Genomic DNA, 13,614 nt, shown 5'->3' with positions numbered 1-13,614 from the left:
GAATGCCTTGGGTGGAGTGGCTGTTCGCCGAGCGCCACACCTTCGGCCGCCTGAGCATCGTGTGCCTGGCCGGAGTCGGCTACCTCGCGATCCGGCCGGACGGCGCACCACTGAACACAGTGGACTGGGTTTTGTCGGTCGGCACGCTGCTCTACGGCTTCGTCGCGGTCTGGTCACCGTTCTGGTCGGTGACCGGGCTCGCGGCGGGGATCGGCGCCGGCTGGTTCTTCGGGGCGGACAACGACGTCGTGCCGACCGTGGGGCTCGCTTGGGCGATGTTCGAGCTGGGGATGCGACGGTCCGGCCGTCCGATGTGGATCGGGCTCGCGGCCGGGCTGGTGGGCAGCGTCGTCTCTGATCTCGACGACGCCTGGCGGGAGCCGATCACGGTGTTCTTCGCCTCCGCGATCCTGATCGTGCCGCTGCTCATCGGCGTACAGCTGCGGATGGCGCGGGAACTGGCCCGGCAGGCGTCGGACCGGGCGGCTCAGGTGGTGTCCCGCGTCCGGGCCGAGGAACGCGCGACGATCGCCCGCGAACTGCACGACATCGTGGCGCATCACGTCGCGTCGATCGTGCTGCGGGTCTCGGTCGCGGCCGACGTGCTGCCGATCGAGGACCCGCGGGTCCGCAAGGTGCTCGACGATGTGCGTACGACGGGGTCGTCGGCGCTGACGGATCTGCGGCGGCTCGTCGCCGTCCTCCGGGACGTGCAACCGGCGGACTATCTCGTGGAACCCGCCGGGCTGGTCCTGGCCCTGGAGTCGGCGGTCGATCGCAGCCGGGGCCTCGGCCTCACCGTCGAGGCTGCGATCGATCCCACCGTGACCGAGCTGGACTCGCGTACCGCGCTCGCGGTGCTCCGGCTGACTCAGGAAGGACTCGCGAACGTGGCCAAGCACGCCGGGACCTCGGCCCGCGCCGAGCTGTCCATCCACGTCCGGGGCGAGCAGGTCGCCTTCGAGCTGCGCGACTTCGGCGGCGGCGCGGCACCGTCCGGCGACGGCGGGCACGGGCTGGTCGGCCTCCGCGAGCGCGTCGAACTCCTGGGCGGCGGGCTGCTCGCGGCCCCGGCCACGCCCGGTTGGCGCTTGTCCGCGCTGGTCCCGGCCATGCGGGCGGCGTCATGATCCGCGTGCTCCTGGTCGATGATCAACAATTGGTACGCGCAGGGCTGCGCATGCTGTGCGAGTCCGATCCCGAGATGGAGGTGGTCGGCGAAGCGGCCGACGGCGGTCCGGCGATCCGGCTGGCGCAGCAGCTCCGCCCGGACGTGATCGTGATGGATCTCCGGATGCCCGGCGTCGACGGGACGACCGCGACGGCTCGGATCCTCGCCGACCGCCCCAGTACGCGAGTCCTCGTGCTGACGACGTTCGACGACGACGATCACCTGTATCCGGCGTTGGCCGCCGGCGCCTGCGGATTCCTGGTGAAGGACGCGTCGCCCGGCGAACTGCTCGACGGCGTACGCCGAGCGGCGGCCGGGGAGAGCCCGTTCAGTCCGGAGGTGCTGCGACGCCTGGTGGCCAAGGCTTTGCGGCCGGCTGAGCCACCACGGCCGGTGTTGACCAACGTGACCGACCGGGAACGCGAAGTACTGGCCCTCGTCGGCGCGGGCCTGTCGAACCCGGAGATCGCCGAGCGCCTGCATCTCGGGGTGACGACGGTGAAGACGCACGTCGCCAACTTGATGACGAAGACGCGCAGCGCGAACCGCGTACAACTGGCCGTGATGGCGACCCAGGCGGGCCTCGTCGATCCGGCGTGACCGGCGGCCGAGCGTCGGCCTCCGGACAGTGGCCCATACCTTCGGCCAGTGTGCGCCCCATCCGGCCGGTTGTACCCTGACGCCGATTCAGTCGGCCGGGAAGGCTTCTGGCAAGCCGCCGGGAGCGCAGTCAGACAGGGGGCGGGCCGTGAGCATCGGCACGTGGCAGGAAACGTCCACTGCGGACGGTCGGAAGGTGGGTGCGCTCGCCCTGCCGCAGCAGGACCGGGAGCAGCTGACGCGGGTCGTCGCGGCCGTCAACGCGGTACGCCGGCTCGCCCTCCCCGGCGTCGTGCCGATCGCCGACCTCGTCGGCCACGGCGGGCGCGCCTGGCTGATCTCGGGCGCTCCCATCGGCCCGTCGATCGCCGACCTGGCGTCCCGGTTGACCCCTGGAACGGCCGCCACCGTGCTCTCCGACACCGGCCAGACCCTGATGCGGCTGCATCAGGCGGGCCTCGCGCACGGCGCAGTCGACGCGAGCACCGTCGTGGTGAGCCCGGCCGGAGTGGCGCTGTTGAGCGAGGTCGGCGTGGCCGCCGCCACCGCCGGACGGCAGCCGACCGCGGCCGAGGATGCCGCCGCGTGGGCGGAGCTGGCCCGCCGGATCGGCGGAGGCGACCAGACGTTGCAGGTCGTGGCGGCCGCGGCCGCCGCCGGTCTGGAAACCGGGCTGCGCGTCCTCGCGGCGCACGCGGCGTCGCTACCGGGCTTCGGCGACCGCAGCGCGCTCGCCGCTCTCCCCCAGCAGCCCGCTCCACTCACAGTGCCGGGGGACATCCCGCCGCCGGAGTCGACGACGCTGCTCCCGGGCGCGGCCACCGAGGCCGCCGTGCAGGCCACGCCCCAGCAACCCCAGCCGGTTATTCCGCAGCAGGCGGTTCCGCAACAGGGTCCGGCTCAGCCGGTGGCGCAGGAGCACCTGGCCACCCAGATGGCTCGGCGGACGACCGAACCACCGGTGCAGCAGCCGGCTCCCGTCGAGCGCAGCGCGGACGGCGTACTGCGGTTCGGCCAGGGGCCGGTGGCCACGCCCGCGACGCCCAGTTGGACGCCGCCGCCGACGGCGTACCGGCCGCCGAAGAAGAGCCTGTTCAAGCGGGTCACCGGGGTGCTCGGCAGTCTGCTGTCGCTCCTGCTCGTCCTGGGCGTCGTCTACGTGCTCCTGCTGCGGTTCATGCCGGAGCTCGGGGTTCCCAATCCGCTGGGGCTGTTCAGCGCCACCCAGATCACCGGGGTCACCGTGCAGAAGGCGGCCGTCACGACGTGCAACACGCAGGCGGACGTGATCGGGACCGTGGTGACCAACGGCGAGCCCGGCACCTTCGCGTACGAGTGGGTCGACAGCGACGGGCATCGCAGCGGCCGCCTCGACCAGAGCGTCCGCAAGGGCGAGGGCTCGGTGCAGGTGCACTACTACTGGGGGTTCAGCGGCAAGGGCAGCCACAAGGGCACGGCGACGCTGAACATCCTGGCCCCGGTGCAGCTGACCGCGAACGCCGAGGTCACCTACTCCTGCAAGTGATCTGCGGGGGCGAGGTGCTGGAAGGCGCGCAGGTTCTCCGTCGGTTCGCCCCGGCTGATCCGCCACGCCCACTCGCGCCGGATCGCCTCGGCGAACCCGAGTTCCAGCAGCGCGTCGAAGGACTCGTCGGCGTAGGAGAGCACCGCTCCGAGCAGCCGGTCGAGTTCTTCGGCGGTCACCGCGTGGTTCGGCAGACGGCCGGTGAGGTAGATGTCGCCGTTGCCGTCGATGGAGAACGACACCCCGTACATCCGGGCGTTCCTGCGTAGCAGCCAGGCCCAGACGGCTTCGTGGTTCTCGTCGGGGTGGCGGACGACGAACGCCTCGATCCGGACGGAGTGCTCGCCCGGAATGAGGTTGACCGTCGTCTTCAGCTTGTGCGTACCGGGCAGCACGACGACCAGGCTGCCCTGCGGGGACACCTCGTACGCGACGCCCAGCTCGTCGAGCAGGGCGCCGAGCTCTACCACGTCGCGGCGCCGGCCAGGTCCGCGTGGTCGCGGAGCAGCAGGCGCGCCCGGTTCTCCTCCATGGCCTCACGGTAGACGTCCAGGAGCCCGGACGCCGTGCGAGCCCAGGAGAACGCACGGGCGTGCTCGACCGCGCCCTGGGCCAACTCGGTCAGCCGATGCGGCGCCCGGAGCAGCCGATCGAAGACCCGAGCCCAGTCGCCCGGCACGTGGCCGTCGACGAGAACACCGCTCACCTCGTCGCGTACCGCCGTGACGAGGCCGCCGACGGCGGCTGCGACCACCGGCGTACCAGTCGCTTGTGCTTCGAGCGCGACCAGGCCGAACGACTCGTTGTGAGAGGGGACCGCGACCACGTCGGCCGCGCGGTAGACCGCGACCAGGTCGTCGCCGGATTGCGGGGGCAGGAACCGCACGCGGTCGCGGAGCCCGAGCGACGCGGCGAGTTCGATGAGCGCGGTCGGGCGGTCGAGGCCGCTGCCGCTGGGACCGCCGACGATGACGAGCGTGGTGTCGGCGGCCAGGTCGCGATCCCGGGCGCACAGTTCAGCGAGGGCCTGGATGAGCACATCGGGGGCTTTGAGCGGCTGGATGCGGCCGACGAACGTGACGATCCGGCCGCGTTCGGGCAGGCCGAGGCGCCGGCGGGCGGCGAGCTTGCCGGCCGAGGCGGCGACCCGGGGCAGCGGCCGGAACCGATCGAGGTCGACCCCGGGTTCGACGACGCTGACCCGGTCGAGGGGAGCGTGATAGAGGTCGATGAGTTCGCGAGCCTCGGTCGGGGTGTTCGCGACGAGGCGGTCGCTCTCGGCGACGACCTGTTCCTCGCCGATGACCCGAGACTTCGGCTCGGCCCGGTCGCCCGCCGCCAGCTGCAGGTTCTTCACCTTGGCCAGGGTGTGCGCGGTATGCACGAGCGGTACGCCCCACCGCTGCTTGGCGAGCCAGCCGACCTGGCCGGAAAGCCAGTAGTGCGAGTGGAGCAGGTCGTAGTGGCCCGGCGGCCGGGACGCTTCGGCGCGCAGCACCCCGTGCGTGAACGCACAGAGCTGAGCCGGGAGGTCTTCCTTCGCGAGCCCTTCGAACGGGCCGGCGTTCACGTGCCGCACCTGTACGCCCGGCGCGACCTCGACGGTACGCGGCAGATCGCTGGAGGTCGTCCGCGTGAAGATCTCGACCTCGACGCCCGCTTCGGCCAGGCGCTTGGAGACTTCGACGATGTAGACGTTCATGCCGCCCGCGTCGCCGGTTCCGGGCTGGTGCAGGGGGGACGTGTGCACCGACAGGGTCGCGATGCGGCGTGGGGTCCGAGAGCTCACGGTGCCTCCAACAGCGCGGCGGTTGTTCATAATCCCGACACATCCGTCAGACGTGATCCACATCACGTCGCTTGTGGCGTCCCGGCGAGCGGACTGGCCCCTCCCGGCGGCCGGGCACCGAGATGAACCGGGCATGATCGTGTCATGCAGTCCAGAGGCATCGCGGTGGTCACCGGCGCTTCCAGCGGCATCGGCGCCGCGACGGCGCGGCGGCTGGCCGAAGAGGGTTTCCACGTCGTCGCCGCAGCTCGTCGCAGTGACCGGCTCGCTGCGCTCGCCGCTGTCGCCCAGGGCCGGATCACTCCGGCGACCTGCGATGTGACCTCGGACACCTCGGTCGCCGACCTGGCCGCGCAGGTGGCCACGCTCGAGGAGCCGTTGACGCTGGTCGTGAACAACGCCGGGGGTGCGCACGGCGCGGACCCGGTCGCGGCCGGCTCGGTCGAGGACTGGCAGTGGATGTTCGACGTCAACGTCCTCGGCACCCTCCGCGTCACGCGAGCGCTGCTTCCGGCGCTGATCGACTCGGGCGCGGGCACGATCGTGAACGTCGTGTCGACCGCCGGGCACATCGTCTACGAGGGCGGCGGCGGGTACACCGCGGCCAAGCACGCCCAGCACGCGCTCACCGGGACGCTGCGGCTCGAACTGAACGGCGAGCCGGTCCGGGTGATCGAGATCGAGCCGGGCATGGTGAAGACCGACGAATTCGCCGTCAACCGCTTCGGTGGCGACTCCGGCAAGGCGGCGGCGGTCTACTCGGGCGTGGCCGAGCCGCTGGTCGCCGACGACATCGCCGACTGCATCGCCTGGTGCGCGACCCGGCCGCACCACGTCAACGTCGACCGGCTCGTCGTACGCCCGCTCGCGCAGGCCGCCCAGCACAAGGTGGCCCGCAAGCTTTGAGGCGGCCGCTCGGCGAGATCACCCGCGGCACGACCAACCCCAACCGGTTGCGCCGCGTCGACCGCTGGATCGCGTGGCGGCTGGCCGCCACGCTCGCCTCGGTGGACTCGCCGCTCGTGGTCGACCTCGGCTACGGGGCCACCCCCATCACCGCCGTGGAGCTGGCCGACCGGCTGGCCTCCTTCCGGCCGCACGTGGTCGGTCTCGAGATCGATCCGGTACGCGTAGCCGCGGCGCAGCCGGCGGCGGACCCGCCACGGCTGGAGTTCCGCCGGGGCGGGTTCGAGCTGGCCGGACTGCGTCCCCAAGTGGTACGCGCATTCAACGTGTTGCGGCAGTACGACGAGTCGGCAGTTCGTTTGGCGTGGGAGACGATGTGTGAACGGCTGGCCCCGGACGGCTGGCTCGTCGAGGGCACGTGCGACGAACTGGGCCGGATCGCGACCTGGGCGCTGCTGGCCGCGGGTTCCACCGCACCCGAAAGCCTCACACTGGCCGCCAAACTGTCCACCTTGGAAAGCCCGGCGGTCTTCGCCGAACGGCTGCCCAAAGCGCTCATCCACCACAACGTGCCGGGCGCACCGATTCACTCGGTACTCGAAGCGCTGACCGTCTCGTGGGAACGGGCCGCTCCCATGGGCGTCTTCGGGCCGCGTCAACGCTGGCTGGCGACGGTTCGGGCGTACGCGGACGGCGGGCATCCGGTGTTGGACGGGCCGCGGCGGTGGCGGCTCGGCGAACTCACCATCCCCTGGCCGTCGTGATCATCGCGCCCCCTTCAGCGCGTGCCGCTCTGGCGCGCCCCGCTTTGGGGCTGGATCAGGGTTCTCGGTCGAATCTTGCCCCAAGATTCGACAGAGAACCCTGATCCAGCGCGAACGCCAGGTGCGGGCGGGGTCAGGTGCGGGCGGGGTCAGGTGCGGGCGGGGCGGGGACTCGGCCGCCGGTTGGTCGGTCCCGCCGGAGTCGGCCGACGCCGGCCGGTCCCGGTGACGCCGGTGATGACCAGTCCGGCGGCGAGCAGTCCGAGCCCGAGTCCGAGGATCGGCCGCAGGTCGTTGCCCGTATCGGGCAGCCCGAAGACGATCTTGTGGTCTTCGATCTCGCCGCCCTGGATGAACCGGGCTCCGGTCGGCTTGGGGTCGGCGACCTCGCCGGGGTAGAGCCGCAGCCGCAGGTAGGTCTGCGTCAGGCTCTCGGTCCGGCCGTTCTCCAGCGGGTGCCAGGTCAGCTCGGCGCTGCTCTGTCCCGGTTCGACGGTGACCATGGCCCGCTCGGCGTCCTCGAACGTGCCGGACCCGTCGAGGTCGAGCCACCCGGCCAGGGTCGCCTTCTCCCCCGTCGTGTTCGTGATCGGTACGCTCAGCGCCGGCGCGTTGGCGTAGATCGTGGTGCCGGGCGTGACGCCGTCCTCGTCGTTGACGGGGAGGTTCTTGTCGTCGCCGTCCGCTTTTGCGGTCGGGATGCCGTCGAGGTCGGGGTCGATCAGCTTGCCGATCCGCAGGTGCTGCCCGGGGTGCTCGACCTCGGTGAAGATGTGCCCCGGTCCGCCGTGCGGGTTGAGCGTCTTGTAGCTGTCCGGCGCGTCGCCGAAGTCCGTCGCCACGAGGCAGTCCGCGCCGTCGTTGATGAGCAGCGGCGCACCCGGGGTGTACGCGATGATGTGCGGGTCCGAGTAGGGCGCGTAGATCGCGAAGGTGCGGCTCATCGCACCGGGCTGGCCGTGGGCGAGCTTGTCGTCGACGTCGTTGGCCGAGACGTAGACGGTGCCGCTGACGTCCTCGACGTAGACCGCGCCGTAGTTCTGCGAGTCGGGCAGCTGGGCGGTGAGGTCCTTGACGTCGGTGACCTGCCCGGTCGACGGGTCGATCTTGACCAGTTCCCGTTTGGTGTCGCCGACCATCTCCAGCGAGTAGAGCATGCCGTCGGCCGGGTTGTAGTCCCAGTCGCCGATGCGCAGGAAGTCCATGCCGGTGGTGGCCCGGCTGAGCGGAACGTTGCCGAGGATCTCGCCGAAGGTCGGGCTGTCGGGGTCGATGTCGACTTTGATCAGCGCGTTGGTCGGCCCGTCGAGACCGGGCTTGTCGGCGGCCGGATCCCGGGTCTGGATCAGCAGATGGTCCTGGTCGTCGACGGTGCCCACGTTCGTCCGGATCACCTGACCGGCCGGTACGCCGTCCAACGGCCCGACGTCCACCAGGTTGCCGGCGCGATCCCAGCGGGCCAGGTGGTTGTTGTCGTAGTTCGTGAGCATGCCCCAGAACACGCCTTGCGCCCGGGAGTACCCGGTGCCGTTGACCGCCGTGTCGAACTTCCTGATCGGCACGAAGGTCGAGGTGTTCAGGTCGAAGTAGCCGTAGGTGGAGGTCTTCCCGTCCTGCGACTGGACCTGGTATCCGAGGTTGGGGCATTCGGTGAAGGGCGTGGTCGGCGGCGCGGGCGGTGTCAGCGCGGCGAAGGCGGCGGTGGGCGCGAGTCCCGCCGCCGCCGAACCGATCGCGGCTATTCCGACAAGCTTCCCGATTCGGATAAACAGCACGAAAAACCCAACGAGTCGATCATGCCGGAGATGCTGGTCGTCCGCGGTTTCCCGCTGGATCAGGGTTCTCGGTCGAATCTTGGGGCAAGATTCGACCGAGAACCCTGATCCAGCGCCACAAGACGGCGCTCAAGATCAGCGGCGGACCTTCTTCGGGCCGATCATGAGGGCCACGATCAGGATGACCAGACCGAGCAGCACCATGCCGACGCCCAGCAGCAGATAGGGCCGCAGGACGAAACCGGTCGAGGCGAGGTCGCCGCCGTCGGAGCCGGTCGCGGAATCGGTCTCCGAACCGGTGGAACCAGTCGTGGTGCCGCCGGAGGTCCCGGCAGCGGCCGCGTTCACCGCTCCGACCGGACCGCGTACCAGGGTGACCTCGTGGTCCTCCACCTCACCGCCGTCGACCCAGCCGCCGGGCTTCGGCCCGGTCGCGGCCTCGGTCCGGCCCGCTTCGTAGAGGCGCAGCCGCAGGAACGTCTCGGCCGACGCGCTCGGGAGCGAGAACGCCTTCCAGCTGAGCGTGGCGCTCGTCGCCGACGCCGTGAGCGCGACCGTGGCCCGCTCGGCGTCGTCGAACTTGCCGTTCCGGTTGCTGTCGAGCCATCCGGCGAGCACCGCGGAGAGCCCGGTGGTGTTCGTGATCTTCACGGTGAGCTTCGGTCTGGTCGAGACGATCTTCGTCCCGGCCGGTACGCCGTCCTCGTCGCTCTGGCCGGGCACGTTGTCGTCGTCGACCTTCCCGTCGGCGTCGCTGAACCCGTCGAGGTCGGCGTCGATGGCCGAGCCGATCCGCAGGTTCGTCCCCTTGTGCAGGTACGACGACAGCACGTGGGCGGGACCGCCGGAGTTGTCGAGCGTGCCGTACGTGTCGGGCGCGTCGCCGAAGTCCGTCGCGAGCAGACAGTCGGCGCCGTCGTTGACGCGCAGCGCCGCGCCCTTCCCGTACGCCGTCGTCAGTGGCGGCGTCAGACCAGTACGCAGCATGAAGGTCTGACTCTGCCCGGTCAGCGAGCCGCCGGACTTCACGTCGTTGGCGCCGACGTAGAAGTTGCCGCTGCCGTCCTCCACGAACGCCGCCCCGTAGTTGCTGCTGTTGGGCAGGTCGGCGGTCACCGTCGCCACGTCGGTCACCTGACCGGAGGCCGGGTCGATCTTGACGAGCTTGCGGAAGTTGCTGTCCAGCTCGACGGCGTACAGGAGGCCGTCCTGGTCGTAGATGTCCCAGTCACCGACGTTCAGATAGCTCTGCCCGGGCGACGTCCGCGACAAGGTGACGTCTGTCAGCACCTGCCCGAAGGTCGAGCTGCCGGGGTTCACGTCGATCGTCATGAGGTGGTTCGCCGGCGTACGCGTGTGCACGATGTAGGTGTTGCCGTCGACCGTGCCGGCCAGCGCCTCGAACTCCGTCAACGGGTTGCCCGACGAGTCCTCCGGTACGCCCACCTCGACGAGCGCCCCCTGTTCGCCGAACCGGACGAGGCGGTCGGGGCCGTCGTCGACCGAGTGCGCGCCCCAGACGAGGTTCTGCGTCTTGGAGTAGCCGATCGCGTTCACCACGAAGTCGAACTGCTTGATCGGGATCAGGCTCGCCGTGCTGATGTCGTAGCGGTTGAAGGTCGACCGCCCGCTGCCCGCCGGCAACGTCACCATGTATGCGTAGTTCGGGCAGGTCGCCCACGCATCGGTCGCGGCCGGCGGCGCGGGCAGCGCCCGCGGTGCGGCGACCGGGGCGGCGTACGCCGCAGTGGATGCTCCAGTCGCCATAAGAAGAGCGGCGACGGGTACACCCCATCGCCGCGTTTTTAGCAAAACGCCCATATTGGACGTAACGACGGCGCTGACCTGCTGTTACGAAGATCGCCCGCCCAGGGCTGCTACAGCTCGCAGTTGATCAGCACGGGCTCCGGCCGCAGCGTCACGCCGAACCGCGCGTGCACGCCGTCGCGTACCTCCCGGGCCAGTTCCAGCAGGTCCTCGGTCCGGCCGCCGCGGTTGGTCAGGGCCAGCGTGTGCTTGCCGGAGATCGCCGCGCCGCCACGCGCGTACCCCTTGCGGAAGCCGGCGTTCTCGATCAGCCAGGCCGCGCTGACCTTGACCTTGCCGTCCGCCTCCGGCCACGTCGCCGGCGCAGGGCTGGTCTTCTCGCTCCGAGCCGCCGTCCTCCCGGCTGACGCCGGATCGAGCGACAGCCGGGCGTCGGCTTTCGCCAGAAACATCTGGTACGCCGAAGCGGACAGCACCGGATTCATGAAGAAGGAGCCGACCGAACGCGTATCGGGATCCTCCGGATCCAGCACCATGCCCTTGCCCCTGCGCAGGGCGAGCACGGCGGCGCGGACCTGCTCCAGAGGCACGTGGTCGCCGGGCTCCACCCCGAGGCGTCGCGCCAGTTCCGCGTACCGGATGGGCGTGGAGAGCGGCGAGCGGGCCAGGCGCATGGCCACGGACAGGACGACCCACCGGTCGTTGTGCTTGAACCGGCTGCCGCGGTACGCGAAGTCGCACTCAGCCGCGGACAGCTCCACGACCTCGTCGGCGAGCCGGTCGAGGACGGTGACCGCGGTGATCACCTCGGACACGTCCTGACCGTAGGCGCCGACGTTCTGGATCGGCGTGGCCCCCGTCGACCCCGGTACGCCCGACAGGCACTCCACCCCGGCGAGCCCCTCGGCGACCGTGAAGGCCACGAAGTCGTCCCAGTTCTGCCCGGCTTGAACGACCAGGTCAACGGTATTGTCGTCGGCGGCGGTCACGGTCCAGCCCGCCGACTGGATCAGGACCACGACGCCGGGGAAGCCGTCGTCGCCGATCACGACATTGCTCCCACCCGCCAGGACGAGTGCGGGACCGTCGCCGGCGGACCGTACACTTTGCACGATCTCATCGACGCTGTTCGCGGCGATCATCCGGCGGGCTGGACCGCCCAGGCCGAGGGTGGTCCAACGGGCGAGCGACACATCAGGGCTGACCTCAGGCACGCACTCACCCTAAGCTGTGCACGGGACGGCGGTACGCGGGAGGACCGGATGAGCAGGACGCACGGCAGCAAGGAGTTCTGGCTGGCCGCACTGCGGCCGGAGATCACGGCCTTCCGATCGGCGGCGGCCGAGGCGCTCGACGCCGATCCGGACATCGCGGTCCCATCCTGCCCGGGATGGACGATTCTCGATCTGGTCCACCATCTCTCCTACGTCTACGAGCGGCACCTGTCGCACCTCAGCCGAGGGCTCACCACCGATCCGCAGCTGCCCCCGATCGACGACGGTACGCCCGCCGACCAGCGTCCGCCCGCCGCCGAGGCGATCAAGGTCTTCGACGAACGAGCGGAACGGCTGCTCACGACGCTGGAGGCGCTCGACCCCGACATGCCCGCCTGGAACTGGGCCCCGCAGGCGAAAAAGGTCGCGTTCTGGGATCGCCGCCTCGCCCTGGAGACCGCGGTGCACCGCTGGGACGCGCAGATGGCGATCGCCCGCGCCGAACCGATCGAGGACAAGCTGGCCGCCGACGGAGTCAGCGAGGTGCTCGACACCTGGCTTCCCGCGGGCGGCAGCCGGCGGAAGGGTCCGGCCGACAAGATCGGCGTCGTGCACCTGCTCGCCACCGACACGGAGGAGGAGTGGTTCCTCCGGCTGCGCGGGCCGGGCGTCGCCCTCCTCGACACCGGCACCATCCTCGACAGCGACGAGCCCCACCCGCGGGTCTCCGCCTCCGGGACCGCTTCCGACCTGCTCCTGGCGATGTTCGGCCGGGTCGGCTTCGACGTGCTGGAACTCGCCGGCGACGAGTCCCTGCTCGAGGCGCTCCGAGTCGGCTGACCCACCGCCTCCCACCCCGTTGATCATGGAGTCAATTGTGGTGCGGCGCCGGAGAGCGCTTGCGCGAGCCGCCAGGAGTGCGGTCAGAGTGTCGAGGGTGAAAAGTCCATGATCAACGCGGCGATGCGGGGGGTGCCCATGACCGGCCGACCGACACTGGAGCAGGTGGCCGAGCGCGCGGGCGTGTCCCGGGCGACGGTGTCCCGCGTCGTCAACGGCTCCCCCACCGTCACGCCGGCCATCCGCGAGACGGTCCAGCGGGCCATCGCCGAACTCGGCTACGTGCCGAACCAGGCCGCACGCAGCCTGGTCACCCAGCGGACGGACTCGATCGCACTGATCCTGCCCGAGAGCGAGTTCCGGGTCTTCTCCGAAGACCAGGCCATCCCGGGCTTCATCCGGGGCGTCTCCCAGGAACTGGAGGCGGCCGACAAGCAGCTCGTCCTCATGGTCGGCGGCTCCCCGTCCGCCCACGACCGGATCGAGCGGTACGCGCTGGCCCGTCACGTCGACGGGGTCATCATCGCCTCGATGCACGGCGCCGACCCACTGCCCAACTCGCTGCACCGGATGGGCATCCCGGTGGTCTGCGGCGGGCGGCCGCTCGGCCGGAGCGTCGTCCCGTACGTCGAGGTCGACAGCGTCGGCGGAGCCCGACTCGCCGTACGCCACCTGCTGGAGCGCGGCCGGACCCGGATCGCCACCGTCGCCGGGCCGCAGGACATGGTCGCGGGCATCGACCGGCTCGCCGGCTACCGGCAGGAACTCCAAGACTCCGACCGGCGCTCGATCGTGGCCGTCGGCGACTTCACCCGCGAATCCGGTGCGGTCGCGATGCGCCAGCTCCTCGCGGACGACCCCCACCTCGACGCGGTCTTCGTGGCCTCCGACCTGATGGCGTTCGGCGCGTTGACGGCGCTCCGCGAAGCCGGCCGGCGAGTCCCCGACGACGTCGCGCTGGTCGGCTTCGACGACGTCGAACAGGCCCGGTACGCCGAACCGCCACTCACGACCATCCGGCAGCCCATCATCGGGCAGGGCCGGGAGATGGCCCGCCAACTGCTGCGGCTCGTGGCGGGTGAGGAGATCCCGGGATCGGTGGTCCTCCCGACCGAGCTGGTCGTACGCGCCTCCGCCTGACACCCCCACCACACCCCCAGCCCCGCGCCGCTGCCGCACGCGCAGCGCTGCCGCCGTCGCTGCCGCGCGCTCAGCGCTGGATCAGGGTTCTCGGTCGAATCATGGTCCATGATTCGACCGAGA

Annotated in this window: 12 protein-coding genes; 7 read left to right on the top strand and 5 right to left on the bottom strand. The window is 70.7% G+C overall.

Annotated elements, in window-relative coordinates; translation table 11 throughout:
- Positions 1 to 2: 2 nt before the first annotated feature.
- From AB0H43_RS06475 to AB0H43_RS06465, 3 genes are all read left to right on the top strand, one after another.
- On the top strand, positions 3 to 1,130 hold the full coding sequence (locus tag AB0H43_RS06475) for a histidine kinase (RefSeq protein WP_359997492.1): 1,128 nt from the start codon (positions 3 to 5) through the stop codon (positions 1,128 to 1,130).
- Positions 1,127 to 1,771 carry a response regulator transcription factor gene (locus tag AB0H43_RS06470; protein WP_359997489.1) on the top strand — a complete coding sequence of 215 codons (645 nt, stop codon included), beginning with the start codon at positions 1,127 to 1,129 and terminating at the stop codon, positions 1,769 to 1,771. The genes AB0H43_RS06475 and AB0H43_RS06470 overlap by 4 nt, the downstream gene beginning before the upstream one ends.
- A 148-nt stretch (positions 1,772 to 1,919) precedes the next feature.
- Positions 1,920 to 3,296: a hypothetical protein gene (locus tag AB0H43_RS06465; protein ID WP_359997486.1), complete on the top strand. Its 1,377-nt coding sequence runs from the start codon at positions 1,920 to 1,922 to the stop codon at positions 3,294 to 3,296.
- On the opposite strand, the gene AB0H43_RS06460 is transcribed toward AB0H43_RS06465, so the two are convergent.
- Both AB0H43_RS06460 and mshA read right to left on the bottom strand, forming a co-directional pair.
- Positions 3,281 to 3,766, bottom strand: a complete 486-nt coding sequence (locus tag AB0H43_RS06460) for a YbjN domain-containing protein (protein ID WP_359997483.1) — start codon at positions 3,764 to 3,766, stop codon at positions 3,281 to 3,283. The two genes, AB0H43_RS06465 and AB0H43_RS06460, sit on opposite strands and share 16 nt — an antisense overlap.
- Entirely contained in the window at positions 3,760 to 5,085 is a 1,326-nt protein-coding gene (mshA, locus tag AB0H43_RS06455) for a D-inositol-3-phosphate glycosyltransferase (RefSeq protein WP_359997480.1), read from the bottom strand. The genes AB0H43_RS06460 and mshA overlap by 7 nt, the downstream gene beginning before the upstream one ends.
- Positions 5,086 to 5,229: 144 nt before the next feature.
- Here mshA and AB0H43_RS06450 point away from each other — a divergent pair, with 144 nt between their 5' ends.
- Complete coding sequence (locus AB0H43_RS06450) at positions 5,230 to 5,991, top strand: SDR family NAD(P)-dependent oxidoreductase (RefSeq protein WP_359997477.1); 762 nt, start codon at positions 5,230 to 5,232, stop codon at positions 5,989 to 5,991.
- Positions 5,988 to 6,755: a class I SAM-dependent methyltransferase gene (locus AB0H43_RS06445; RefSeq protein ID WP_359997474.1), complete on the top strand. Its 768-nt coding sequence runs from the start codon at positions 5,988 to 5,990 to the stop codon at positions 6,753 to 6,755. The genes AB0H43_RS06450 and AB0H43_RS06445 overlap by 4 nt, the downstream gene beginning before the upstream one ends.
- Before the next feature lie 149 nt (positions 6,756 to 6,904).
- On the opposite strand, the gene AB0H43_RS06440 is transcribed toward AB0H43_RS06445, so the two are convergent.
- The 3 genes from AB0H43_RS06440 to AB0H43_RS06430 all read right to left on the bottom strand — a co-directional run bounded on the left by AB0H43_RS06440 (position 6,905) and on the right by AB0H43_RS06430 (position 11,511).
- On the bottom strand, positions 6,905 to 8,530 hold the full coding sequence (locus AB0H43_RS06440; protein ID WP_359997471.1) for a GEVED domain-containing protein: 1,626 nt from the start codon (positions 8,528 to 8,530) through the stop codon (positions 6,905 to 6,907).
- A 135-nt stretch (positions 8,531 to 8,665) separates the two neighbouring features.
- Positions 8,666 to 10,297, bottom strand: coding sequence for a GEVED domain-containing protein (locus tag AB0H43_RS06435; protein ID WP_359997468.1), 1,632 nt, complete (start codon positions 10,295 to 10,297; stop codon positions 8,666 to 8,668).
- A 110-nt stretch (positions 10,298 to 10,407) separates the two neighbouring features.
- Positions 10,408 to 11,511 carry a UDP-N-acetylmuramate dehydrogenase gene (locus tag AB0H43_RS06430; protein WP_359997465.1) on the bottom strand — a complete coding sequence of 368 codons (1,104 nt, stop codon included), beginning with the start codon at positions 11,509 to 11,511 and terminating at the stop codon, positions 10,408 to 10,410.
- Positions 11,512 to 11,559: 48 nt separating this feature from the next.
- Between AB0H43_RS06430 and AB0H43_RS06425 the strand changes: the two genes are divergently transcribed.
- Together AB0H43_RS06425 and AB0H43_RS06420 are read left to right on the top strand one after the other, a co-directional pair.
- Positions 11,560 to 12,351 (top strand): maleylpyruvate isomerase family mycothiol-dependent enzyme, encoded by a 792-nt coding sequence (locus tag AB0H43_RS06425; RefSeq protein ID WP_359997462.1) that lies wholly within the window; start codon positions 11,560 to 11,562, stop codon positions 12,349 to 12,351.
- Between the two features lie 138 nt (positions 12,352 to 12,489).
- Entirely contained in the window at positions 12,490 to 13,491 is a 1,002-nt protein-coding gene (locus AB0H43_RS06420; protein ID WP_359997459.1) for a LacI family DNA-binding transcriptional regulator, read from the top strand.
- The last annotated feature ends 123 nt before the right edge of the window (positions 13,492 to 13,614 follow it).

The organism is Hamadaea sp. NPDC050747 (assembly GCF_040654195.1).
GTDB lineage: Bacteria > Actinomycetota > Actinomycetes > Mycobacteriales > Micromonosporaceae > Hamadaea.
The sequence above is the reverse complement of the archived record's forward strand: the minus strand, read 5'-3'. Positions and strand labels throughout refer to the sequence as shown.